The organism is Hymenobacter segetis (genome assembly GCF_054776495.1).
Window position 1 is genome coordinate 1395739 of record NZ_BAAHBV010000002.1, and the last position, 25478, is coordinate 1421216.

General features: G+C 58.6%; 21 protein-coding genes. 13 read left to right on the plus strand and 8 right to left on the minus strand.

What is annotated here, in order from left to right; genetic code table 11:
* Positions 1-52 precede the first annotated feature (52 nt).
* Positions 53-1099 carry an LLM class flavin-dependent oxidoreductase gene (locus tag ACYU70_RS16330; protein ID WP_342295070.1) on the plus strand — a complete coding sequence of 349 codons (1047 nt, stop codon included), beginning with the start codon at positions 53-55 and terminating at the stop codon, positions 1097-1099.
* 72 nt (positions 1100-1171) lie between these two features.
* Here the strand turns inward: ACYU70_RS16330 and ahcY are convergent, their stop codons facing one another.
* Both ahcY and ACYU70_RS16340 read right to left on the minus strand, forming a co-directional pair.
* Positions 1172-2491 carry an adenosylhomocysteinase gene (gene ahcY / locus ACYU70_RS16335; protein WP_342295068.1) on the minus strand — a complete coding sequence of 440 codons (1320 nt, stop codon included), beginning with the start codon at positions 2489-2491 and terminating at the stop codon, positions 1172-1174.
* Positions 2492-2612: 121 nt separating this feature from the next.
* Entirely contained in the window at positions 2613-3368 is a 756-nt protein-coding gene (locus tag ACYU70_RS16340) for a DUF4397 domain-containing protein (RefSeq protein WP_342295066.1), read from the minus strand.
* 155 nt (positions 3369-3523) lie between these two features.
* On the opposite strand from ACYU70_RS16340, the gene ACYU70_RS16345 reads away from it, so the two are divergent.
* The 4 genes from ACYU70_RS16345 to metK all read left to right on the plus strand — a co-directional run bounded on the left by ACYU70_RS16345 (position 3524) and on the right by metK (position 7664).
* Positions 3524-4135, plus strand: a complete 612-nt coding sequence (locus tag ACYU70_RS16345; protein ID WP_342295065.1) for a hypothetical protein — start codon at positions 3524-3526, stop codon at positions 4133-4135.
* Positions 4136-4164: 29 nt separating this feature from the next.
* Positions 4165-5385, plus strand: coding sequence for a class I SAM-dependent methyltransferase (locus ACYU70_RS16350; RefSeq protein WP_342295062.1), 1221 nt, complete (start codon positions 4165-4167; stop codon positions 5383-5385).
* Between the two features lie 108 nt (positions 5386-5493).
* Positions 5494-6228 carry an SDR family NAD(P)-dependent oxidoreductase gene (locus ACYU70_RS16355; protein WP_342295060.1) on the plus strand — a complete coding sequence of 245 codons (735 nt, stop codon included), beginning with the start codon at positions 5494-5496 and terminating at the stop codon, positions 6226-6228.
* Positions 6229-6401: 173 nt separating this feature from the next.
* The gene (gene metK / locus ACYU70_RS16360; protein WP_342295058.1) at positions 6402-7664 is read left to right on the plus strand and encodes a methionine adenosyltransferase; all 1263 of its coding nucleotides are present in this window, start codon (positions 6402-6404) and stop codon (positions 7662-7664) included.
* Positions 7665-7740: 76 nt separating this feature from the next.
* Here the strand turns inward: metK and hpf are convergent, their stop codons facing one another.
* The 4 genes from hpf to ACYU70_RS16380 all read right to left on the minus strand — a co-directional run bounded on the left by hpf (position 7741) and on the right by ACYU70_RS16380 (position 10643).
* Complete coding sequence (gene hpf, locus ACYU70_RS16365) at positions 7741-8040, minus strand: ribosome hibernation-promoting factor, HPF/YfiA family (protein WP_198069793.1); 300 nt, start codon at positions 8038-8040, stop codon at positions 7741-7743.
* A 38-nt stretch (positions 8041-8078) separates the two neighbouring features.
* Positions 8079-8957, minus strand: coding sequence for a tyrosine-type recombinase/integrase (locus ACYU70_RS16370; RefSeq protein WP_342295055.1), 879 nt, complete (start codon positions 8955-8957; stop codon positions 8079-8081).
* A 168-nt stretch (positions 8958-9125) separates the two neighbouring features.
* Positions 9126-9320 (minus strand): 30S ribosomal protein S21, encoded by a 195-nt coding sequence (gene rpsU / locus ACYU70_RS16375; RefSeq protein WP_342295054.1) that lies wholly within the window; start codon positions 9318-9320, stop codon positions 9126-9128.
* 177 nt (positions 9321-9497) lie between these two features.
* Positions 9498-10643, minus strand: a complete 1146-nt coding sequence (locus ACYU70_RS16380) for an acyl-CoA dehydrogenase family protein (RefSeq protein WP_342295052.1) — start codon at positions 10641-10643, stop codon at positions 9498-9500.
* Positions 10644-10892: 249 nt separating this feature from the next.
* Between ACYU70_RS16380 and ACYU70_RS16385 the strand changes: the two genes are divergently transcribed.
* The 6 genes from ACYU70_RS16385 to ACYU70_RS16410 all read left to right on the plus strand — a co-directional run bounded on the left by ACYU70_RS16385 (position 10893) and on the right by ACYU70_RS16410 (position 18853).
* Positions 10893-11870: a polysaccharide biosynthesis/export family protein gene (locus ACYU70_RS16385; RefSeq protein ID WP_342295050.1), complete on the plus strand. Its 978-nt coding sequence runs from the start codon at positions 10893-10895 to the stop codon at positions 11868-11870.
* Positions 11871-11937: 67 nt separating this feature from the next.
* Complete coding sequence (locus ACYU70_RS16390; RefSeq protein WP_342295049.1) at positions 11938-14442, plus strand: polysaccharide biosynthesis tyrosine autokinase; 2505 nt, start codon at positions 11938-11940, stop codon at positions 14440-14442.
* 14 nt (positions 14443-14456) lie between these two features.
* Positions 14457-15227, plus strand: coding sequence for a tyrosine-protein phosphatase (locus ACYU70_RS16395; RefSeq protein ID WP_342295048.1), 771 nt, complete (start codon positions 14457-14459; stop codon positions 15225-15227).
* Positions 15228-15312: 85 nt separating this feature from the next.
* Positions 15313-16335, plus strand: a complete 1023-nt coding sequence (locus ACYU70_RS16400) for an NAD-dependent epimerase/dehydratase family protein (RefSeq protein ID WP_342295047.1) — start codon at positions 15313-15315, stop codon at positions 16333-16335.
* 164 nt (positions 16336-16499) lie between these two features.
* Complete coding sequence (locus ACYU70_RS16405) at positions 16500-17897, plus strand: tetratricopeptide repeat protein (RefSeq protein ID WP_342295046.1); 1398 nt, start codon at positions 16500-16502, stop codon at positions 17895-17897.
* A 125-nt stretch (positions 17898-18022) separates the two neighbouring features.
* Entirely contained in the window at positions 18023-18853 is an 831-nt protein-coding gene (locus ACYU70_RS16410; protein WP_342295044.1) for a phosphosulfolactate synthase, read from the plus strand.
* A gap of 158 nt (positions 18854-19011) precedes the next feature.
* Here ACYU70_RS16410 and ACYU70_RS16415 read toward each other — a convergent pair whose 3' ends face one another.
* Both ACYU70_RS16415 and ACYU70_RS16420 read right to left on the minus strand, forming a co-directional pair.
* Complete coding sequence (locus ACYU70_RS16415) at positions 19012-22284, minus strand: T9SS type A sorting domain-containing protein (protein WP_342295042.1); 3273 nt, start codon at positions 22282-22284, stop codon at positions 19012-19014.
* A gap of 211 nt (positions 22285-22495) precedes the next feature.
* Positions 22496-23419 (minus strand): bestrophin family protein, encoded by a 924-nt coding sequence (locus ACYU70_RS16420; RefSeq protein ID WP_342295040.1) that lies wholly within the window; start codon positions 23417-23419, stop codon positions 22496-22498.
* Between the two features lie 423 nt (positions 23420-23842).
* On the opposite strand from ACYU70_RS16420, the gene ACYU70_RS16425 reads away from it, so the two are divergent.
* On the plus strand, positions 23843-24505 hold the full coding sequence (locus ACYU70_RS16425; protein ID WP_342295038.1) for a DedA family protein: 663 nt from the start codon (positions 23843-23845) through the stop codon (positions 24503-24505).
* 122 nt (positions 24506-24627) lie between these two features.
* Positions 24628-25377, plus strand: coding sequence for a shikimate dehydrogenase family protein (locus ACYU70_RS16430; RefSeq protein ID WP_342295037.1), 750 nt, complete (start codon positions 24628-24630; stop codon positions 25375-25377).
* The last annotated feature ends 101 nt before the right edge of the window (positions 25378-25478 follow it).

Consider the following 25478-nt stretch of genomic DNA (forward strand, 5'->3'; position numbering starts at 1 on the left):
TTTCGCTGTCCCAACGCTTCCCAGTTCTTTCCCTATCAATTTATCCCATCATATGCAAATAGGCATCAGCTCATTTGGCGAAATCGCCCCCGCCCACGTAGCCGGCCAGGACCACGCCGCAGCCCAACGCATGCAGGAGCTCCTAGCCATGGGCAAGCTGGCCGATGAAACTGGCCTCGACGTGCTGGCCCTCGGCGAGCACCACCGCCCCGATTTCATCATCTCGGCCCCTGAAGTCATCCTGGCCGCCATCGCCGCTATCACCAAGCGCATCCGCCTGAGCAGCGCCGTCACCGTCCTCAGCTCCGTCGACCCGGTCCGCACCTTCCAGAACTTCGCCACCGTCGACCTCATTTCCAACGGCCGGGCCGAAATCATTGCCGGACGCGGTTCCTTCATCGAGTCGTTCCCACTGTTCGGGCAGGACTTGAAGGATTACGACGCACTGTTCATTGAGAAGCTCCAGCTGCTGCTCAAAATCAACGACAACGAAGTGGTAACCTGGCAGGGCAAGCACCGCGCTTCTATTGAGGCCAAAGGCGTGTACCCACGCCCGGCGCAGGCCAAAATCCCAGTCTGGATTGGCGTGGGCGGCACGCCCGCGTCCGTCATTCGGGCCGGGCAGTTGGGCCTGCCGCTTACCATTGCCATCTTGGGCGGCGCGCCCGCGCAATACGTGCCGTTTGCCGAGCTCTACCGCGAATCGGCCCAGAAAGCTGGCTACGACATAGAGTCGCTACAACTCGCCATCAACTGCCACCTGCACCTCGCCGATACCGCCGAGCAGGCCCGCGACGAATTCTTCCCGCCCTACTCCACGCTCATGAACCGCATCGGCCGTGAGCGCGGCTGGTCCCCTATGGACCGCCGCCACTTCGACTATCTCTGCGGCCCGCAGGGTCCGCTCCTGGTGGGTAGCCCGCAGGATATCATCGCCAAGCTGCTCTACCAGCACAAGCTGTTCAACAACACCCGTTTCCTGGCCCAACTCGTCATCGAAGGCATTTCGCACCAAAGCGTGCTACGGTCCATCGAGTTGCTGGGCACGCAGGTGGCACCGGCCGTACGGGCGGCGCTCATTAGTCAGCCCATCGCCTGATTCAGTTTTATCAACAACAAAAAGGCCGGCTCACTTGCGTGAGCCGGCCTTTTTCAATACTACGGTTAACTACTAGTAGCGGTACAAATCCGATTTGAACGGACCTTCTACCGGCACTTTGATGTAGTCGGCCTGCTTGGCGGTCAGTTCGTCCAGCTCCACGCCGATTTTGGCGAGGTGCAGGCGGGCCACCTTCTCATCGAGGTGCTTGGGCAGGGTGTACACCTGGTTTTCGTACTGCGCACCACGCTCCCACAGCTCCAGCTGGGCCAGCGTCTGGTTGGTGAACGAGTTCGACATCACGAACGAGGGGTGGCCGGTAGCGCAGCCCAGGTTTACGAGGCGGCCTTCGGCGAGGATAATCACCTCTTTGCCCTCAATGGTGTAGATATCCACCTGCGGCTTCACCGTGTCTTTGGTGTGGCCGTAGTTCGAGTTCAGCCACGCCATATCAATCTCATCATCGAAGTGACCGATGTTGCAGACAATTGCCTTATCGCGCAGGGCGCGGAAATGCTCCTCGCGAATAATATCGCAGTTGCCGGTGGTGGTGATGACGATGTCGGCGCGCGGAATGGCGTCCTTCATCTTGCGCACTTCGTAGCCGTCCATGGCCGCCTGCAGGGCGCAGATGGGGTCAATTTCGGTTACAATCACGCGGGCACCCGCGCCGCTCAGCGAGGCGGCGGTGCCTTTTCCTACGTCGCCGTAGCCGGCCACCACGGCCACTTTGCCAGCCATCATCGTGTCGGTAGCCCGGCGGATAGCATCCACGGCCGACTCTTTGCAGCCGTACTTGTTATCAAATTTCGACTTCGTCACCGAGTCGTTAACGTTGATGGCGGGGAAGGGCAGCGTGGCGTTTTTCACACGCTCATACAGACGCAGCACGCCGGTCGTCGTCTCTTCCGAAACACCTTTGATGCCGGCGGCCAGCTCGGGGTAGCGGTCCAGCACCATGTTGGTGAGGTCACCACCGTCGTCCAGAATCATGTTCAGCGGCTGACGGTCTTCACCGAAAAACAGCGTCTGCTCGATGCACCAGTCGAAAGAGGCCTCGTCCATGCCTTTCCAGGCATACACCGGGATGCCGGCAGCGGCAATGGCCGCAGCGGCGTGGTCCTGGGTCGAGAAGATATTGCACGACGACCACGTCACCTCCGCGCCCAATGCTTTGAGGGTTTCGATGAGCACGGCCGTTTGGATGGTCATGTGCAGGCAGCCGGCAATGCGGGCCCCTTTGAAGGGCTGCGCCGCGCCAAATTCCTCGCGCAGGCTCATCAAACCGGGCATTTCGGCTTCGGCGAGGCGGATTTCCTTGCGGCCCCACTCGGCCAGGCTCATGTCCTTTACTTTGTACGGAACGTACGTTTTCGTCGTGGTTTCCACCATGATACGGATTAATTATTGTGTGGCGATTCAACCGCAAAGATACGGGATTTGTTCGCCGTGGAACACAAAAAAGCCCGCGCCGGTTGGGCGCGGGCTTTTGCAGCAAGGTTTGGCAATTGCTTTAGTTATTCTTTATCAATTGCAATGTAAATTTCTCATTATCGGTAGGCGCAGTGGCAGCGGAGGCTCCCCGTACAATGATGGTGTAAATACCTCCGGCAACGAATGCAGTATTCAAGATTGTTCCTCCGAACGCTGGCTGGATAGCGCTATTGTTGCTGTTAGCCAAGTTATAGCTGGCTGCGCCGGCTGGAATTTCGACAAATGCCGATGCCTGCCCGGCAGCAGTAGCAGTGGTCACGGGTACCAATGCACCGCCGCCACTAGGCGTCTTGCTCAGTGTCAGCGGAGAGTCGAGGTCCTGGCCAATGTGTACCAGCCGCACCTTGGCGTTGGTCGCAACAGCCGGGGCGGTCAGCACATCTTCTACCCAAAGGCCGGATACAGTAGCGGTTGATTGCCCCGGAACGCTGTAAGCGAAAAACGAATAGCTTTTGTCTTTCGCCACTGTTTGCGGCATATTGTATAGCGTTGCCCCGCCTGAGGCATCAATGGTCGCCTTTACGGCCAGGTTGCCCGTTGCAACAGTTTGGTAGGGGGTGTTGGTGCCGTAAGTCACCGAAGGGCCTTCTTTGTCACCCACCGTCACCTTGATTGGACGCGTTGAGTTGTTTACCGCTCCGTGAACGGCCAATACTTTGGCCGTATCGGGAGTTACCGCCGGCGCGGGTGTGTCACTCTTGCCGCAGGCGGCCAAAAGCAGGGTAGCCGGCAGAAGGGCCTGAATGGCGCGGCGGAATACAAAGGATGTTTTCATGTAAAATATTCGGTTGGATGGTGAAACACGCGGCCCAAGGGGTGATTAGCCGGTTCGGCCTGAACGTGTGACAACCCGGCTTTGTTGGGTTGGCGGCCAGAAAATATTGCGGAGGTGTTCTTTTCAGCTCTTCAGGCATCATTATATTTGTTACTATGCACGAAATCAACCAGCTGCGCACAGTTAACTGGCAGCTCCGTGGCGCAGCCACTATTATCTTATCAGTTAGCTTATTAGCTCCTGCGTTGGCGCAGCAAGGTCCTGGCAGCATACGCCTATCGCCCGAAGATGAGGGGCGCGGCCTGGGTGGCCCGCAGCACAATTTTGATTTCCTGGCCCCCGGTGCCAGCGGCGACAATTACCAGACGGCTGGTTTTTTTGGACAGAAGCTCCGCCCCTATCTGGCGGGCAACGCCGATGCCCTGGCTCACCTCGACGAGTACCGCCGCCAGAAGACTTTTTTCCTGATTGACCGCCTGGTGGCCGTCGGGTCGTTTGGCCTGTACGGCCAGCAGATTCTGGCTCACGGCGACCGGGTGTATTTCAACTCGACGCAGCAGGTAGCCATCGGCGTGTTCGCTACCAGCCTGCTGGCCACGGTTTTTATCAATCGCAATACCAACTCGCACCTGCAACGGGCGGTAAAGACTTTTAACCACGACGTAGCTCACAACGGCACGTGGCAGCGCTTGCAGCCGGCCGCCATCGGCTTTGCGGCTGCGCCCACGGGCCAGCCTTTGCTTTCGCTGCGCTGGGCGTTGCGCTAACTGCCGCGTTTCTCCGTATAAGGTCATCCATGGACTACCCCTTGCCCGAAGCGGCCCGGCGGTACGTGGCCGCGCACCTGCACGACGACCCCGCCCACCTGGCCCTCCAAGCCCGCCGCCACCCCGGCCTCCCCGTGCCCGAGCTGGTGCGCCAGATTCAGGCCCGCCAGAAAGCCCGCGCCAAGCTCCCCGCCTGGGCCGATAACCCGGAACTGATTTTTCCGCCCGCCTTATCTGTCGAGCAGGCCTCGTCGGCCCGCACGGCGGCTTTCAAAGCCAATTTGGTGGAAGGCCAGCGTCTGGCCGACCTCACCGGCGGCTTCGGGGCCGACTCGGCCGCCTTCGCCGCCCGCGTGGCACAGGTCGACTACGTGGAGCGTGACCCCGCGCTGGCTGGCGTAGTGCGTTATAATTTCAGTCAGCTCGGCATTGATAACGTGACCATTAATGCGGCCGACGCGGTGGCATTTCTGAAAAGCACGCCGCACCATTACGACTGGGTTTACCTCGACCCGGCCCGGCGCGACACCGCCGCTCGCAAGATTTTCCTGCTGCGCGACTGCGAACCCGACGTGGCAAAACTGCTGCCGCTGCTGCTCCACAAGGCCGATAAGGTACTGCTCAAAACCTCGCCCATGCTCGACATTGAGCTTGCCGTGCAGGGCCTGGCCCATGTGCGGCGCCTCTGGGTGGTGGCCGTGGATAATGAGGTGAAAGAAGTGCTCTACGAGCTGGGCCAGGAGCCTGCCGTGGACCCCGAGCGCTACGCCCTGAACCTGCGCCGCGACGGCACCCAGCAGGAATTCCGCCTCAACCGCGCCCGCGAGGCCCGCGCCACGCCCCGCTACGCCGAGGCCCAGCAGTACCTCTACGAGCCCAACGCGGCCGTGCTCAAAGCGGGGGCTTTTCGCAGCATCGGCACCGCATTCGAACTGCTCAAGCTGCACCAGCACAGCCACCTCTACACTTCGGATGTGCTGCGGGCCGATTTCCCGGGCCGGGTTTTCAAAATCCTGGCCGTGGAGAAAGCCGATGGCGCGGCCCTCAAGGCGCACCTGGGACCCGAGGCGCGCGCCCACGTCACTACCCGCAATTTCCCCGATTCAGTGGCCGACTTCCGGCGGCGCACCGGCATCCGCGAGGGCGGCGAGGTGTACCTGTTTGCCACCACCGACCTGCGCGGCCGGCTGGTGGTGCTGGTGTGCGAAAAGCTTACGGCCCCGGTGAATGGCGTCCCTGCTGTTGCCTGAAACCTGGCGCGGCACACCATTTATCCAGCACAAAACCCGCCTTAGCCGGTTGTGTGCCGTAGAGCAGTTGCGCAATTAGCGCGGGGCTCTTCACTCAATAATTCAGGAATGCGTTTTACAGATAAAGTGTGCCTGGTGACGGGCGGAACATCCGGCATTGGCCGGGCCTGCTGCGTGCGGCTGGGAGCCGAAGGCGGCACCGTAGTGGTGCTGGGCTGCGATAAAGCCGACGGGGCCGAAACCGTGCGCCTGATTACCAAAGCCGGCGGCAAAGCTATTTTCATGGCCTGCGACCTGTCCAAGCCCCGCGCCATTAGCGGCGTAGTGAAAAAAGTATTGGCCAAGTATCACCGCATCGACGTGCTGGTATGCGACGCGGCCATGATGACCTTTGACCATCTAGTGGACCTGCCCCTCACGCAATGGGACCTGCTGATGCTGGTGAACCTGCGCTCCCTGGCCCAGCTCACCCAACTCTGCCTGCCGCATATGCCGGCCGGCAGCGCCATCGTGGCCATCAGCTCAGTACACGCCCACCAGACTACCGCCAACGTGGTGCCCTACGCCACCAGCAAGGGCGCGCTCGAAGCCTTCGTGCGCGGCATGAGCCTGGAGCTCGACCGAAAGCAGACCCGCATCAACGCCGTGGCTCCCGGGGCCGTGGACACACCCATGCTCTGGAGCAACCCCAACGTGAAAAACGGCACCGAGAAAATCGACAAAGCCACCGTGGGCACGCCCGAGGAGCTGGCCGCCGCCATTGCCTTCATGGCTTCTTCCGAAGCCAGCTTCGTACACGGCACCACGCTGGTGGTAGATGGCGGCCGGCTGGCTCAACTGTAGCCTCACCACTTACGGCAGCTATTTTCCGTGGGCTGCTGAACCCTACTGCATTTCCTCGCCAACTGCATAGCCACCAATAGCCCGGATTTCCGTACTTTTGTGCCGCGCCCGCCCGCCGGTTTCGGCCTGGCGGGCGCGCTTCGTTTCTATCTTCCGCTCTTTTCGCGCATTCAATGCCCTATCTGTTCACTTCCGAATCGGTTTCGGAAGGCCATCCCGATAAAGTTGCCGACCAGATTTCCGACGCCATCCTCGACGAGTATTTGCGCCAGGACCCCACTGCCAAAGTAGCCTGCGAAACCCTCGTGACGACCGATTTTGCCCTCGTTGCCGGCGAAATCAAATCCACGGCCCACGTTGATGCCGAGCCCATTATCCGCGAGACTATTCGCCGCATCGGCTACAACAAGCCCGAATACCTCTTCAACGCCGACACCTGCGAGGTGATGAACCGCCTGCACGAGCAGTCGCCCGACATCAACCAGGGCGTGGAGCGCGCCAAGGACGAAGACCAGGGCGCCGGCGACCAGGGCATGATGTTCGGCTACGCCAGCCACGAAACGGCCAACTATATGCCGCTGGCCCTCGACCTCTCGCACCGCCTGCTCCAGGAGCTGGCCGCCATCCGCCGCGAGGGCACGGCCATGCCCTACCTGCGCCCCGATGCCAAGAGCCAGGTTACCATTCGCTATTCGGACGACCACAAGCCCGAGGCCATCGATACCATTGTCATCAGCACCCAGCACGACGAGTTCGATGCGTCCGAAAGCGTGATGCTGGACAAAATCAAAGCCGATGTGCTGTCGATTCTCATCCCGCGCGTGAAAGCCGGCCTGAGCGCCGATGCCCAGGCCCTGTTCACCGACAAAATCACCTACCACATCAACCCCACCGGCAAGTTCGTCATCGGTGGTCCCCACGGCGATTCCGGCCTCACCGGCCGCAAAATCATCGTGGATACCTACGGCGGCAAGGGTGCCCACGGCGGCGGTGCCTTCTCCGGCAAAGACTCCTCCAAAGTAGACCGCTCGGCCGCTTACGCCGCCCGCCACATCGCCAAAAATCTGGTGGCCGCCGGCGTGGCCGACCAGGTGCTGGTGCAGGTGGCCTACGCCATCGGCGTGGCCCAGCCCGTGGGCGTGTTCGTGACCACCTACGGCACCATTAAGGTGAAAAACGCGGCCGGCCAGCCCCTCACCGACGGCGAGGTAGCCGAGAAAGTGAACAAGCTGTTCGACCTGCGCCCCTACGCCATCGTGAAGCGCTTCGGCCTGCAAAACCCCATCTTCGCCCAGTCGGCGGCTTACGGCCACATGGGCCGCCAGCCCGGCACCGTGGACGTGGTGATGCCCAACGGCGAGAAGAAAACCTTCGAAACCTTCACCTGGGAAAAGCTCGACTACGTGCCCCAGATTAAGGCTGAATTTGGGCTGTAAGCCTCATCCGACAATAACAAAAAGCCCCGCCTGACTCATCAGGCGGGGCTTTTTGTTGGGCAGAATGCCGAATCTATTAATGGGCAATGGCCTTTTCCTTGTGCTTCGTAATCTGACGGCGCAGGCTTTCGGTAGCGGCATCGGCGGCAGCTTCAAACGAAGCAGCATCTTCCTGGCTGAACAAGATGTTGCCGGGCACCAGCAGCTTTATCTCGACGGTTTTGTTCTCGATGCCATCCTTGTTGTTGAGGCGCATAATAACCTCGCCTTCGGTGACCCTATCGTAAAAAGTTTCCAGCTTATTCAAACGTTGCTGAACAAAATCAAGCAATTTCTGGTCGGCGTCGAAGTGCACCGAATGCATCTGTACTTTCATAAAGCGGGTGATTAAGAGGTAAAAGGGTAAATAGAAACTCAGGCCCGTGGGTGGGCCTGTTCAAATACGGATTTCAAGCGGTCGACGGACAAGTGCGTGTACACCTGCGTGGCCGCCAGACTAGCGTGGCCCAGCAATTCCTTGATGGAATTCAGGTCGGCTCCCTTGCCTAGTAAGTGGGTGGCAAAGGCATGCCGCAGCGCGTGCGGGTGCTGCTGCGCCCCGGAGGTCGTAATCTGGCTCAGGTAGCGCTTCACGGTGCGGTAGACGAACTTTTCGTACATCGCGTCACCCTTGTCGGTGAGCAGCAACGGGCCACCCACCGTACCAAACTCGTGCGCCCGCTTCGCCTGGTAGCGCTCAATCACGAGCTTCAGCGTGGGATTGAGTGGCACGAGGCGCTGCTTGTTGCCTTTGCCGGTTACGCGCACGGTGCTGGCCCCCAGGCTCACATCGTCGGCGTGAATGCCGATAAGCTCCGAGAGGCGGATACCCGTGCCGTAGAGCATTTCCAGCACCAGTTGGTCGCGCTGCCCGGCAAAGTCGTCGCCGAACTCAAACGTATTCAGCAAGCCGTTCAGGGCCTCTTCGGGCACGAATTCGGGTAGCTTTTTGGCCATTTTTGGGGCCTTAATGCGCAGCATGGGGTTGGCTTCGATGCGGCCGTTGCGGAGCAGAAACTTGTAGTATGAGCGCAGGCAGGCCACTTTGCGGTTCACGGTGCGCGGGTCGAGGTTTTCCTGCATCAGCTCCACCACCCAGCCCCGGATAAGCGGATGCGTGGCTTGGGTGAGGTCAGTCAGCTCGTAGGCCGACTTGAGGTAGGCCGCAAACTGCCCCAAATCGGTCTGATAAGAGACAATCGTGTGCGGACTGTAGCGCCGCTCAAAGCGCAAAAAATCGAGAAAAGCATCCATACCAACACCAAAAAAGCCCGGCGGTTGGGCCGGGCATCCAATGTAGCATTTTTTTATTTTCCACCAAGCTTATCGCTCCGGTATGGACGCGAAAAAACCGGCCGGCTTGCCAATAGAGGCAAACCAGCCGGTTTTCAACAAAGCTAAACGGGCCGAAAAACTTTCGGACTATTCGCCAGGCTGGCCGTAGGTGGCGAGCTTGTAAACAGCCTTCTGCTTCAGCTTGCGCTCGGTGATGCTGGGCTTCTGGAAGAACGTGCGACGACGCAGCTCTTTCAGAACGCCGGTGCGCTCGAATTTCTTTTTGAAACGCTTCAGAGCGCGGTCAACCGATTCGTTGTCTTTGATTTGAATGATAATCATATCAGGGAATGAGGGAGATTTTCAGAGGGAGGCGGTGTAAACCGGGCCGCAAAGATAATCACGGATTTATCGGATTCAAACGGATTTCACGGATTTTGTAGTCGATTCATTTCCAACGCCTAGGCGCTGGCGGCCGAACTGACCCCAAAACCCGCGAAATCTGCCAGAATCCACGGTTTACTTAAGCAGCACGCGGGCAATAACCAGCTTCTGAATTTCGCTGGTGCCCTCACCAATGGTGCAAAGCTTGGCGTCGCGGTAGTATTTCTCGGCCGGATAATCTTTGGTGTAGCCGTAGCCGCCGAAGATTTGCACGCCTTCATTAGCAGTGCGCACGGCCACTTCCGAGGCGTAGAGCTTGGCCATAGCGGACTCCAGGTTCACGTTCAGGCCGCGGTCCTTCATATCGGCGGCGCGGTAGGTGAGCAGGCTGGCGGCTTCGATTTCGGTGGCCATATCGGCCAGTTTGAAGGCGATGCCCTGGAAGTTGCTGATGGGCTGGTTGAACTGGTGGCGCTCCTTGCTGTACTTGGTAGCGGCCTCCATAGCGCCTTGGGCGATGCCCAAGCTGAGGGCTGCGATGCTGATTCGGCCGCCGTCGAGCACTTTCAGGCTCTGCACAAAGCCGTCGCCCACGTTGCCGATGACGTTTTCTTTGGGCACTTTGCAGTCGGTGAAAATCAGCTCGGTGGTTTCCGAAGCGCGCATGCCCAGCTTGTCTTCCTTGCGGCCAGCCTCGAAGCCCGGCGTGCCGCGCTCGATGATGAAGGCCGTCATGCCGTGCGAGTCGCCCACTTCGCCGGTCCGCACGATAACCACAGCCACGTTGCCGGATTTACCGTGGGTGATGAAGTTTTTCGCGCCGTTGATAATATAGTTTTCGCCGCTCTCATCGAGCACGGCGGTGGTGCGCATATTGCCAGCATCGGAGCCGGTATTGGGCTCGGTGAGACCCCAGGCGCCAATCCATTCGCCGGAGGCCAGCTTGGGCAGGTATTTCTGCTTCTGCTCTTCGGAAGCGTGCTGGAGGATGTGGCCGGTGCAGAGCGAGTTGTGGGCGGCCATGCTCAGGCCGATGCTGCCGTCAATCTTGGACAGCTCGGCAATGGCGGTTACGTACTCGACGTAGCCAAAACCGGCTCCGCCGTACTGCTGGGGCACAAGCACGCCCATCAGGCCCAGCTCGCCGAGCTTGTGAAATACGTCGATGGGAAACTCCTGGCTTTCATCCCATTTCATCATTTCGGGCTTGATGTGCTGGGCGCCAAAGTCGCGCACCATCTGCGCTATCATGGTCTGGTTTTCGGTGGCTACGGCTTCCATGTAAAGGGAACTAAGGGTGGGATTGGAGAGAATATAAGGTCGTCGGTACTGCAACGGCGGTTTGGCCCTTCGCAGTCCACAAAAGTACGATTCAGGCAGTTGGCAACGGGGAGGGCGCGGCCCGTCGCAACCGCCTGTTGTTGAATGGGCGCGGCAAAAGCGTTACTTTTGAGGCTTTTTGGGGGGAATCTGCCTTTCGAGGCCAAAATTTTTCCTGGTTTTTGTTTGATATCGCCCTAATTGGCCTTCATGCCGACATTTCACTTTCGTCGCCTCAAGCCGCTGTGGCTGCTGGCCTTGCCCGCGCTGCTGCTTTTTTCGTCGTGCGTTTCCACTCACTATTACAACCAGCGCACCATGTTCCGGCTCACCGACAGCCAGGGCCGCCAGCTGGATAGCACCAAGCTGCGCCTGGCCGTGAACCGCACGGCACGCAACTACCTCATCCAGCCCAACGATTTCCTGGAAGTGCGGGTGAATACGAATAAAGGCGAGCGCATTCTGGACCCCAATGGCGAACTGCAGTTTGGCCAGCCCGGCGGGGCGCTGCCCAGCCGCAGCGCGGGTGCCGGTGCCAGCCCCAGCAGTAGCGGTGGCGGCGGCAATGCCCGCGCGGCCGCGGGCCAGCGCACCGTGGGCCAATCGGCTGGCAGCGCCACGGCGGGCTCCGAGTTTCTGGTGCAGGCCGATGGCACGGTGGTATTGCCCCTGGTGAACCGAGTGAAGGTAAGTGGCTTATCATTGCTACAGGCCGACAGTGTGCTGCAGGTTCGCTATAATGAATACTACAAGGAATCTTTCGTGACCACGCGGGTGACCAACAATCGGGTGTTCATTCTGGGGGCACCAGGGGGGCAGGTGGTGACACTGGCCAACGACAACATGAACCTGATTGAGGTACTGGCTCTGGCCGGTGGCATCGACGGCGGCGGCGGTGGCGGCGGCGGAAGCATCGTCGGCGGCGGCGGGTTTTACCGCTACGGCGGCAAGGCCAGTAATATCCGGATTATCCGGGGCGACCTGAAAAACCCGCGTATCCAGCAAGTGGACCTGACAACCCTGGACGGGATGCGCCGGGCCAACTTACAAATGGAGCCGAATGACATTATTTACATAGAACCAGTGCACCGTCCGTTGCTGGAAACTCTGAACGACGCGGGACCTATTATCAGTTTTGCTTCGCTTATTCTGACTACTACCCTTGTTATCATAAATTTCGTGAAATAGCGCGCTGAGCGGCAGCTTTTTATCATATCCAGTATCATACCCAGCGCTTGCTGGTAATAGCATTACAATGGCCGTAAACGAAAACTCGGAGCTGGAAGAGCTTATTCGAAATGCCAACGGCGGAGCCGTGGAGCCTTCGGTTGTGTCCAACGCCGGAGGCAATGAGGCTGACGATGACTCCGCCAGCCTGGATGTGGCCACGCTGGTACTGGTAGCCCGGCGCAGCCTGCTGTGGATGCTCTTACTGATTATTCTGGGCGTTACGGCGTCGTGGCTGTACCTGCGGTATACCAAGCCAGTGTATAAGTCGACATCCTTGCTCAAGATTGAGGAGCGCAACCAGGGCAGCGCCCTAGGCCTGGCCGGGCAGATGGCCCCCGCCGTGGTAGACAAGGCCCAAGGCAGCAAGCTGGCCGGTGAGGTGGAGTTGATTAAGTCCAACATCATCTACCGGCGGCTGAAGGACTCGCTGGACCTTGATGTGAACTACTACATGCAGGGCACGGTGCTGGAGTCGGAATTGTACGGCACCTCCCCTTTCCGGGTGGTGTACAAAATCACAGACAACTCGCTGTACAACCGGAAGTTTGACTTGAAATTTGTGAACAGGCAGCGGTTTAAGCTTGATTTCACCAATCAGAACCGGCCGCAGGGCGGCGAATATGCCCTCGGGCAAACCATCGCGCTGCCGGGCATTACACTGCAAATCCTGCCCACAGCCCGCCTGGACACGGATGCGCTGGAGGGCAGCTACCACTTCACGGTGCAGGACGATAATACCGTGAGTGCTTACCTGGATAAAAACCTGACTGTTGAGATTGTGAACCCGGATGCCAACACAATTGGCATCTCCTTTAACGATTTTAATGCCGTGAAGGCGCAGGACATTGTCAATAAGATTGATTCGGTATACCTGGACGAGAAAATTGCCAGCAAACAGGAAGCCACCCAGAAGCAGCTCCGGTTTCTGGACCAGATTTCGCAAGAAACCCGTAAAAACCTGCAGGAAGCTGAAGACAACCTGCAGGCTTTTGTTCAGAGCTCGGGCACGTACGATGTGAAGGCTGAGGTAGGCACGATTAGCACAAAGCTGGAGCAGTTGGAGGAAGAACGGGTGAAACTGGCGGAAACGCTGACGCTGCTGAGCCAGGTGGCACAGATGGCGCAACAAGGCAACCTCACGCGCGACGAAAACCAGACTGTGCAGCAGAGTATCCCGGCGCTGGCGGAAATTAAAGACCCGCAGCTGGGCGAACAGCTGGCCGAGCTCAACAGCCTGCAATGGAACCTGCGGCGGCTGTCGCGCTCCTACACCGATAAAACGGAAGCAGTGCAGGCCGAGCAGGCCAAAATCGACTTTGCCCGCAACAACATCCAGCGCCTGCTGCTGCAAAACCAAAAGTTGCTGCGCCGCAGCATGGACGAGCTCAATGCCCAGCGGGCCAAGCTGACCGGCGAGTTGCAAAGCCTGCCCGAAAAGGGCACCGAGCTGGCCCGCCTGCAACGCCCGCTGGAATTGTACGAAAAGTCCTTCCTGATGCTGCTGGACAAGAAAATGGAGTTCAACATCGAGAAAGCCGGCACCACGGCCGACTTCCAGATTCTGTCGCCGGCCTCGCCGCCCTCGCCGCCCATTTTCCCCAATAGGCTCATTGTGTATGCCGTAGGGCTGGCCGGCGGGCTGCTGCTGGGCCTGGGCCTGATTGCGGTGCGCTACCTCATGCACAACACCGTGACGAACGTGCGGGAGCTGGAGCGAAACACCAAAGCGTCGGTGCTGGGCATCATTCCGACCTACGACAAGGAGAAGATGGAAGTGTCGCGCCTGGTGGTGGATAAGAACCCTAAATCGGCCATTTCCGAGTCCATTCGCTCCATCCGAACCAATCTGGATTTCATCAGCTCAGCCAAAAAGAAGCGGCTGATTTCGGTGACGTCCACCATCTCCGGCGAAGGCAAAACCTTCGTAACCGTTAACCTCGGCGGCATTATTGCTCTTTCGGGGCAGAAGGTTATCATCCTGGATTTGGACATGCGCAAGCCCAAGGTCAACCTGGCGTTTGGGGCCGAAAACACGCGCGGGGTGAGCACCATCCTCATCGACCGGCACAGCGTGCAGGAATGCATTCAGCCCACGAGCATCGACTCTTTGCAGTTCATCTCGGCCGGCCCCACGCCGCCCAACCCCTCAGAGCTAATTTTGAGCGACCGGTTCGATACCATGATTCAGGAGCTGTTTCAGCTTTACGATGTTATCCTGATTGATACGCCGCCCGTGGGCTTGGTTACGGACGGCATTCTCATCATGCGCAAGGCCGATATTCCGCTCTACATCGTGCGGGCCGGCTACTCGCGTAAGACGTTCGTGAAGAACATGAACCGGCTGATGCGCAGCAACAATTTCACGCGCATGTGCACGATTCTCAACGATGCACAGTCGGGTGGCGGCTACGGTTATGGCTACGGTTATGGCTACGGCTACGGCTATGGCGCGTATGGCCAGGGCTACTACGAAGAGCCCGCGACCAAACAACTGACCTTTGGCGAGAAGCTGAAGAAGTTTTTCACCTAATATCCACAGGATAAATGGCTTCGCTCTGGCAACGTCTTTTTGGCGGGGCGACTTCCGCTCCGGTGGCTACGGCTTCGCTGGCGGCCCTGATGGCCGATATGCACTCGCACCTGCTGCCCGGCCTCGATGACGGGGCCGAAACCGTGGAGCATTCGCTGGACCTGCTCCGGGCCCTGCGCGGCCTCGGCTACCGCAAGCTGGTGATGACGCCCCACATCATGGGCGACTTCTACAAGAACACGCCGGAAGGCATTCGGGCCGCGCTCAAGCTATTGCGCGAAGCCGCCGCCGCCGCCGGCCTGCACGACGTAGCCCTCGAATGCGCCGCCGAATACTACCTCGACGAGTTTCTGGGCCGGAAGCTGGCCGATGGCACCGAGATGCTCACCTTCGGCGGCGACAAGCGCTACCTGCTGTTCGAAACCTCCTACATGAACGAGCCGCTGAACCTGTTCGACATTATTTTCGAGATGAAGTCCCAGGGCTACCAGCCGGTACTGGCCCATCCTGAGCGCTATACTTATTTATACGGCCGTTTTGCCGAGATTGAGAAAATGCGCCGCGATTACGGCGTGCTGCTCCAGGTAAACCTAAATTCGCTGGCGGGCTACTACTCCCCTGCCGCCAAAAAAGTGGCTGAGCAATTAATTGACGGCGAGTTGGTTGATTTTGTGGGCACCGATACGCACCACCTGCGCCACACCGATACGTTGACCAAGCGCACACTCGTGCAGCCCTATATGGAAAAGCTGCTCCGGCTGCCTTTGCTGAACAATACGCTTTAACACCTGGTCCGTTAGTAGTAATTAGCAGGCCGTTGTGGGCCGGCTGATGCCATCCATTTGCCTCTGAGCGTTAACTACTGATTTCATGATATTTGTAACCGGCGGCACCGGCCTCATCGGCTCTTTTCTGTTGCGGGCGCTGCGGGAGCGGGGACTGGCCGTGCGCGCGTTGCACCGGGGCGCGGTGCCGACCGACGCTGCTCCCGGCGTGGAATGGCTGGCCGGCGACCTGCTCGATACCGAACAGCTGCGGGTGGCCCTCACGCCCGATGTCACGCACGTTTTCCACTGCGCCGGGCTGGTTTCCTACGCGCCGCAGGACGAGGACCTGCTGCTGAGCGTGAACGTGCAGGGCACCGCCGCCGTGGTCGATGCCTGCCTGGAGCGGCCGGGCATCCGGTTGGTGCACATGTCGTCGGTGGCGGCGCTGGGCGGGCCAGCGGCGGGCGCTACGGCCGCCCCCGGTGAGGTACTGACGGTGACTGAAAAGGCTTCCTGGGACTTGGGCGCGGCACATCCGGCCTACGCCACCTCCAAATACTTAGGCGAGCTGGAGGTATGGCGCGGCGTGGCCGAAGGGCTGGCGGCCGTCATCGTAAACCCATCGGTGGTGCTGGGGCCGGGCGACTGGCACCGCAGCAGCACCCGCCTGCTGCGCTACGCCCACCAGCAGCACCGCTTCTATACCCGCGGCCTCATCAACTTCGTGGACGTGCGCGACGTGGTGGCCCAGTTGCTGGCCCTGGCCTTCGACCAGCCCGAGGCCAGCGGCCAGCGCTACATTCTGAGTGCCGAGGCCGTGCCCCTGGCCGACTTCTTCCGGCAGGCGGCGGAGGCCATGCAGCGCCGCCCGCCCACGGTGGCCGTGCCCGACTGGGCCGCCGAAATTATCTGGCGGCTGGAGCATGCCCGGGCGGTGCTTACAGGTGCCCGGCCGCTCATCACCAAAGACACCGCGCGGGCGGGCCGGCAGCCGGTGGTGTACAGCCACGCCAAAGTGCAAAGCGCTACAGGACTGAAATTCCGCCCATTACCTGATACGCTGACGTGGTGCGCGGCTGAGTTAGCGGCAAAACCCAAGCGCCTCGAACCGGTTATCGTATCTTAGCAACAACTAGATTGCACGGTTTTGGCCAATATTTGTTATTATTGATAGAGTACTGAAAAAGTGGAGTGGAACGTTTCTGGCAAGCAGTGGCATAACCACCTCCGGTTGCTGGATTCGCTAATTCACAAAACCAGATTAATCCACTTAACTGCGGTTTTATGCGCATGAACGAACATTTTGAAAACGACCGGACCGTGCTGGATACCGTGCGCCGCTTCGAGCGCATGGTGGCCCAGCAGGAATCTGTTTTCTTCGACCTGGAAGACTTCGAGAACATCATTGACCATTACGTGACGAGTGCAGAGTTTGACAAGGCCCTCCAGGCCTGCGAAGCTGCCCTCGGCCAATACCCTTTTTCTACTGAGCTGCTGATTGACCGCGCGCAAGTGACGGCCATGCGTGGCGACTACTCCGAAGCCGAGCGCCAGATTGACGCCGTGGCGGCCCTGGACCCCACCAACGCCGACGTGGCGGTGACGCGCGGCATTATCAGCACGCAGCGGGGCGAATTTGCGCAGGCAGTGGAGTTTTTCCGCACCGGCCTGGAGCAGGAGCCCGAGCGTGAGGACATTCACTTCAACTTGGGCCTGGCTTTTCAGAGCTGGCAGAAGTTCAAAAGCGCGGCCAAGCACTACAAGCAGAGCCTGCGCCTCAATCCCGACAACGAAACCGGCGTGCAGGAGCTTCTGCACTGCCTCGACATCACGGCGCGGCTGGAGGAGCACGAAGATTTCTTCAAACGCTTTACCGACGACGACCCTTATTCGGCCACGGCTTGGTACAACCTGGGCCAGTACTGGTACCGCCGCGAGGATTTCACGAAGGCTGCCGAGGCATTCGACTTCGCTGTGACCATCCGGGCCGATTTCTATGATGCTCACCACTGGCTGGCCGACACTTTTGTGTGCCAGCAGGAGTACCTAAAAGCCATTCCGGAGTTCGAAATGGCCTACCCACCCGGCGAGCCGACCGATGAGGCGTTGTGCAACATCGGCGAGTGCTATGAGAAGCTGCGCGAGTGGGAGCCCGCCCGCAAGTTCTACCGTCAGGCGCTGGAGCTGAACCCCGAGATGGACGAGGCCTGGTTTGGCCAGGGTGTGCTGCTGCAGGAGCAGGGGCGCTGGTTCGAGGCCATTCACTACTTCCGTAAGGCGACTGAGCTGTACGCCGAAAGCGGCGAGTACTGGTCGGCGCTGGGCGCGGCCGAAAACCAGGTGGGCAACGTGGTGAGCGCGCTCGAATCGTACGAGAAAGCCACCGAAGTGGCCCCCGACGACGTGCAGGGCTGGGTGAGCTGGAGCGCCATCCTCTACGAGCAGGGCCATTTCAGCGAAGCCGTGGATTTGGTGCGCCACGCCGTGGAGCTGCACCCCCACGAAGCTCATTTTCACTACATGCTGTGCGCTTATTTGCTGGCCGATGGGCGGATGAAAGAAGCATACGGCGTACTCGAAACGGCCCTCACGCTCAACTATGAACAGCACGTTATTCTGTTCGACTACTTCCCCCAACTGCGTGAGCAGCCGGGTTTGAAACGGCTTATTGAGCAGTTTCGGAAATAACATTTTGGCTTAATGCTACTTTTGTAACCGCCCGTCAGCCGACGGGCGGTTTTTCTTTGCCCGCGCCACCCGTTTTTTTAGAGCGGGCAAGCTTTCCCCAAATTCTCATATTTTACTCAATTTTAATGAATTACGACCTCTCTCAACTGCCGGAGCGCACCCCCAAGCCCCGCGAGCAGGGCTACACCATGGTAATGGACAAAGGCATGAGCCTGCGCGAAGTAGAAGATTTTCTGGAGGTAGGCGAGACCTATACCGACGTGGTGAAACTGGGCTGGGCCACTTCCTACGTGGTGCCCAACCTGAAGCGCAAGCTCGAAATTTACCGCGAAGCCAATATTCCGGTGTACTTCGGCGGCACCCTGTTTGAGGCCTTCATAATCCGCAACCAATACGACGATTACCGCCGTCTGCTGGACACTTACGGCATGGAGTACGCCGAGGTATCGGACGGCAGCATCGACCTCGACCACGAGCGCAAATGCGAGTACATCCGCGACCTGAGCAAGAGCGTGCGCGTACTGAGCGAAGTAGGTTCGAAGGATGCCGAGAAAATCATCCCGCCCTACAAGTGGATTTCGCAGATGCAGACCGAGCTTGAGGCCGGGGCCATCAAGGTAATCGGTGAGGCCCGCGAGGGCGGTAACGTGGGCCTGTTCCGCAGCACCGGCGAGGTGCGCTCGGGCCTGGTAGAGGAAATTCTGACCAAGATTCCTTCGGAGAAAATCTTGTGGGAAGCCCCACAGAAAGCCCAGCAAGTATGGTTCATCAAGCTGCTGGGGGCCAACGTAAACCTCGGCAACATTGCTCCTAACGAAGTAGTAAGCCTCGAAACCATTCGTCTGGGCCTGCGTGGCGACACGTTCTCGCACTTCCTCGATATGGATGCCGTGGACCCCATGTTCCAGCCAGCGGCCAAGACCGGCAAGCCCGGCACTTCCATGCCCCGCGGCTAAGCAGCCACCGCCAGCCGAGTGCGCTGACCAGTAAATTAAAAGCCCTTCATGCTCGGCATGAAGGGCTTTTTTAGGCTCGCTTGCCTATCTATCGTTCACAAAAAAAGCCGGCCTCCTTGCGGAAGCCGGCTTTTCTGTGGGCCGAAGCCGTGGTTAGCTTATTGCTTCACCACTTTCAGGTTCTTCACTTCGCCGGTAGGCAAGGTGATTTTCACCAGGTACACACCAGCTTTCAGGTCGCCCATGCCAGCTACCGAAGTATCGGTGAGGCTGCCGTTCAGGACAACGTTCTGCTGCTGCAGGGTGCGGCCCGTCATGTCGGTCACCAACAGTTTGGCCGTGCCCGTAGCTGCCGATTGCAGGGCTACGTGGAGTTCGTTGCCAGCATTGAGAGGATTGGGGTAGGCCACGAAGCTGGAGGCCGGAGCCTTGCCATCGAAGCTAACCACCGTGGGGGCGAAGAAGGCATCTTTGCCGTCCAAGTCCATCTGGTGCAGGCGGTAGTAGCGCTTGCCCGATTTGTTGGCTTCTTTGTCTACGTAGCTGTAGTTGGTCACCTGCGTGGTGTTCGGCGAAGCGCTCGGAACGTAGGACAGCGTGCGGTACTCAGTGCCATTTGTCGAAACCTGCACTTCGTAGCCTTTGCTGTTTTCTTCCGAAGCCGTCTGCCAGGTCACCAGAGCATCGTTGCCGATGCGCTTGGCATCGAACGCCATCAGGCGAACGGGCAGAGGGGTTTCGGTGCTGCCCAGCGTGAAGGTGGCGAACTGAGTTACGCCGGTCTTGGTCACGTTGTTGTTCACCTGGTCAACCGGGCCGTCGCGGCCAATCAGGCCGAAGGCACCACCGCCGTTGGTCGAGATGAAGATGGTCAGTTGGTCTTCCGGGATGGTGCTGTTGCCGGGGGTGCGGATGTCGGCACCATTCAGGTTACGGGTTTCCGAATCGCGGTAGTGGAAAATCATCGTAGCAGTGAGGCCGCCGTTGTTGGTAGCCTGGTCGGAAGGACGCACACCGAAGATGCGACGGATGCCGAAGCGGCCGCTCACCGGAGCATAAGCCTCTACCGTGTTACGGGTCACATCCACGTTGCCGGGGCTGTTAGCACCGTTGAAAGTCAGGGTCATGCCCATGTTGCCATACGTACGCGTTTCGCCTACCAGTACACCCTGACGGGTAGTACGAACAAAGCCACGCAGGTAGGAATCATCGGTTTCACCGTTGAGCTGTGCACCGTTGTTGCCATTGGTGAGCGCGCGGTCAGAAAGGACAATCACCGACAGCAGGGGCTGGAGAATGTCAGTAGTCAGAATGCCGGCATTTGCATTGAGCGTAGTGTATGGGTTCGGGATGACCGTGTTAACCGCGCTTACGGTGGGGGTCAGGAAGTTAATAGCTTCCGAAACGTTCATAATACCAACTACATCCTTACGGCCACCACCCGAGATATCAATCCGGACAAATGAGCCGCCCGTGATGGTCTGGGTTACGCCACCGGCAAACTCCATGATGGTGTTTTCGCGCTGAATAAAGCTGTCGTAGCTGTTGTCGAAATCACCGAACACTTGCAACTGGCCGCGCACGAGGCGGGTAATGGAACGCGAACCTTGCGAGGTACCACCCATAATCAGGTTACGGGTCTTGGCCGGGCCGGAGCCGATGTTGCTGTAGGTAGGCGTCGCAACGTCGGAGTTGATGTTGGGGTAAGGAACGCCGCTGCCAGCACCCAAGTCACGAATCAGGGCATTCTTAGTTTGGTCCGGCACGCCATTGCTCCAGTTGCGGGCATCAAACCAGTTGTCGTTGATAGAGCCCGTCCAGATGGTTTGGGCGACCGGCGTACCCGATACCGTGAATCCAGCCGAGTAGGCATTACCAGGAGCACCGTTCGGGTCGGTGATAGTGAAGTTGGTGTTCGTAATCGAGTTCGAGCCGCTGGCCTGGTAGTACACGTCAACCACATAGTTGCCGGCAGCCGTGACGGCGGGCGTAGCAATCAGGTTAGGCTGGGGGTTGATGCCGTTAACACCGGGGTCGAGGATGAACGTGCGCGTGCCGTTAACGGTGTTGCCGGACTGCGTGAGGTTGATAGGCTGGAAAGCGCCACCGGACGTACCAGCCAGGCGAGTGCGGTAGTAGAGCACCACGCTGGTGATGGTATTGGCACCGGCTTCGGTGGTGGTTACCGTCGTGCTGTTCAGGCGCAGCTGGCCGTTGTTCACGTCGTAAGTCGTGCCGTTGTTGGCCGACGAGCTCAGGTCAGCATTTTGGAAGGGGCGCGGCGTGTTGGGGTTGATGTTGTAGATAACGGTACCGCTGTTGTTCGGAGCGATGCCGATGGTATTGCCCTGCACGGTAGGTAGCGGCGTTTTGGTGCCGGTCACATCGAAAGTAGCGGCGTACGAGTTATTGTCGTTGGCACGCTGCGGCAGGCCTGTACCATTTACCTGGTAGGTAGCATGGAACGACACTTGGATGGTGTAGCCGTTACCAGCACTGGCAATCAGGCTAATCAGGTTGGTGTTGCCGCTACCAATAGAGAATTGGCGCACACCGTTGTTGACGGCACCGTTCTGTTGCAGTTGCAGCGTACCCGTGCTCACTTGATTGAAGCTCGGGTCATACAGGGTGTAGTCCAAGTTGGCACCGTTCACAACGAAAGAACCGGTTTCGGTAGTCGTTACCGTGCCGCCTTGCAGGATAAGCTGACCAGCATTAATGTCGAAAGCAAAAGGTGCTGTCGCGCCGGGCTTCTGGTCAAGCAGTTTCGTGTTGAAGGAAGAGCCGGGGTAGTTAACGCTGCCGTTGCCTTGGTCAACAGTAACCGATTCGCCGGAGAAGACAACCGAGCTGGGGGGAGGAATAACGCCGACTACGTTGAAAAGGCCAGTATAACCACTGCCACCGTTGTCATCACGAACTGTAGTGTTGGTTACACCAGTACGACCTGTAGCTCTGAAGACAACCGATACGTTGTACCCATCACCAGCAGTAGTAATGCCGCTCAACAGATTTATACCAGCAGTCGAAAAGGTGAAACTTCTCGGGCTACCAGAAGCAGGAGTACCGGTGAGCTGAATTGAACCACTGCTTACAGGATTGCCAAGCGAGTCGGCGACCGTATAATCTACAAAGCCTGCGTTAAGAGTAGTCGTGGACGTAGCAGTAGCCGTAAAGCTGCCACCGTTGAGCAATAGACGGCCAGTATTGATATTGTATGTACCAAGGCGCTGTGTATCAAACTGCGCTGCCGCAATGTTCTCATTGGCCCCACCATTACGGCTAATAGTCACCGTCGAGTTGGAGATGATAATGCCAGCTTGCGCGGTCAGCGAGGAGCCCAGGCCCAAGAAGATGGCGAAGAGCGGAAGTAAGGAGCTTAGAAAGCGCCGCTGTCGCGACAGCTTCTGAGTAAAGGTTAAAGTTTGCATGTAATTGGGGGTTGAATGTTAGAGAGGATGAAACGCTTGGAATGCGGATTACACGACGAGGCGCATATACGCAGGGGTTTAAAAAAAGGCTGGGCTGGTCTGAGAAAATTTACACAAATGCCGAATCTATCCAAATAAGGCTTTTTTGATATTATCAAGCGACTATGGATGAATGCTATTTATTACTGGCTGAATGCACAAAAACCGTCGGTTAATGGACTACGCTGTAGGGCACGGTCGCCAAAGCCTTTTTCTCGGCTGGTAGTTCCACGCCCAGCAAATCATGTACACTTACCCGGATTTTATTGGAGAGCTGGGTGATGGGCAGGTCGTTGCTGTCGTACCCAAACGGGTTCTCAATTTCGTTGCCAATCATCTCCAGCCCGAGCATGGCGTAGGCCCCAATCATGGTCACGGGCACCATCCACCAGCCGCAGGAATCGACCAGCACCAGGGGCATTACCATGATAAAAACGGTGATGTAGCACTTGATGAAAAAGCTGTAGGAATACGGGATGGGCGTGGACTTGATGCGCTCGCAGGTGCCATTCACGGTCATCATGCCCAGGTAGTGCTGCTTGATGTTGATGAGGTGAATGGGGTCGAAAATCTGGACCTGGCGCAGCTGCTCCACGCTCTCCATGAGCACGGCAATGATGGTGGAGCACACGCTCTCGGCCTTCTGGAGGCGCTCGATGATGTCGGGGGTCGCCTCCATCTTATCGAAGCGGACTTTGTTGCGCAGGCTGCCTTCGAGGGCGATGGGGAAGTTGGAGATGAGGGCGGCGAAGTAACGGCGGCTGGATTTGGCCTCGCGGGGCAACAGGGCGTTCATTTCCATGGCCAGGCCCCGGCAGTGCGACACCAGTTGGCCCCACACGCGGCGGCCTTCGTAGTACCGGTCGTAAGCGGTGTTGGTGCGGAACACCAGCAGCAAGCTGAGCAGAATGCCTAGGATGGACAGGTACTCGCGCCCGATGCGGACGTTGAGGGTATGAAAATCGAGGCTGATGATGGCAATGGCCGACCCGTAGAGTCCCACCAGGGCTACGCGCTTCAACAACAGGCGGATAACCGCCGAAGTATGAAAGTGCCACAAGGCCCGCCACCAATCTCCGCCCTGATAAACAATCATTGAGTAAGTATTTTTTTTGTCCTGCAACGGCAAATCATTTGCCGGGGTTGAGCCTGCTTAGCCGCACAGTAGAATAGTGAAAATGGGCAGCTGGCCAATTCGTAGGTGCGGTGCGGCGGGCCTCATCACAGGTCATGCCACGTTTTGCCGCACCACGCTTACCTGAACCGTACGTCGATGCTTTACACTGCTCAATAACAGGCTCACTACCCGGAACCGGATGATTTAGTCGCATTGAAAAAAATACCTGATAAATACCAAGTCCGGTACCCGGTTAGCCAATCGGGCCGCAAAGGTAAGAAGCACAGGCTCGGGACACTAACTGCGGGGAATAATAAACCGGACGCGCGAACCGCTGATGCCCAGTGAACGGGGTAGTTTCGGCGGCCACCGGTTTTCTTTGTGGCTCACTTCACGCCCGGCATGGAAATTATCAAACACTTTCTCGACCTTCTGCTGCACCTCGACAAGACCCTGGTAGACGTTGTCCACAACTATGGCACCTGGACCTATCTGGTGCTTTTCCTCATCGTTTTCACCGAAACGGGCATCATCGTGTTCCCTTTCCTGCCCGGCGATTCGCTGCTGTTTGCGGCCGGCGCCCTAGCTGCCCGCCCCGAAACCGGCCTGAGCGTGTGGATAATTATTCCGCTGCTGATTGCGGCCGCCTTCATCGGCGACAACGTGAACTATGCCGTAGGCGACTACCTGGGGCCGCGAGTGTTCCGCGAGGACTTCAAGTTCCTGAACCGCAAGTACCTCGACCAGACGCAGGCCTTCTACGCCAAGCACGGCGGCAAAACCATCATCATGGCGCGCTTCGTGCCCATCGTGCGCACGTTTGCGCCGTTTGTGGCGGGTATTGGCACCATGACTTACCGCTACTTTGCGTCGTACAGCATCATGGGTGCGGTACTGTGGGTGGTGGTGCTCACGCTGGCGGGCTACCTGTTCGGCAACATTGAGGTGGTGCAAAAGAACTTCGAGCTGGTGATTCTGGGCATCATTGCGCTGTCGGTGCTGCCGCCGCTGTGGTCGTTTGTGAAAGGCAAGCTGGCTGGCCCGGCCGACGCACCGGCCCGGTAGCCGGCGGGCCGCTCCGCACGGAAGCGTACCTTCCGCCAAACCGTAAGCCGTCCCGGATTTTCATATCCGGGACGGCTTTTTTGCGCTACTTTAGGTTGTTTTTCGGTTTTAATTTTAACTCCATGCGTCAGTTCGGGCTCATTGGCCGCACCCTCAATTACTCGTTCTCGCAGACGTACTTCAGCCAGAAGTTCTACTCGCAGAGCCTGGCCGACCACGCGTATGAGCTATTTGAGATGGTTACTATCGGCGAGTTGCCGGCCCTGCTGGCGGCAAATCCTGACCTGGCGGGCCTGAATGTGACCATCCCGTACAAGGAAAGCGTGGTGCCCTACCTGGATGAGCTGGCCAGCTCGGCCCGCCGCGTGGGGGCCGTGAACGTGATTGAGTGGCTGCCCGACGGCCGCCTGCGCGGCCACAACACCGACGTGGTGGGATTTCGGGAGTCGTTGCGGCAGTTTTTTCCGGCCCCGCTTGGGGCACGGGCGCTGGTACTGGGCGCGGGCGGCGCGGCTAAAGCCGTGACCGTGGCGCTGAATGATTTGGGCATCGCCTACTGGTCGGTAACGCGGAACCCGCTGGGCCACGGCCTGACTTATGACGACCTGACGCCGCAGGTGCTGGCCGCGCATCAGCTCATCATCAACACCACGCCACTGGGCACTTTTCCGCTGGTAGACGAGTGCCCACGCCTGCCCTACGAGGCCCTGACGGCGCAGCACTACCTCTATGATTTGGTGTATAACCCGGCCGAAACGCTGTTTATGGCCAAAGGCCGCGCGGCCGGGGCGCAGGTGAAAAACGGCTTCGAAATGCTGTGTCTGCAAGCCGAAGCCGCCTGGGATATCTGGAATAATGGGACCGCAGACTGATAACTAAAATCCATTTGCAACCTTTTCCGATGGGTGTGCATCTCCCATAAGCCAGCCCACCACATTGCTGGCTACTTTCTGATTGACACACCTTTCTATGC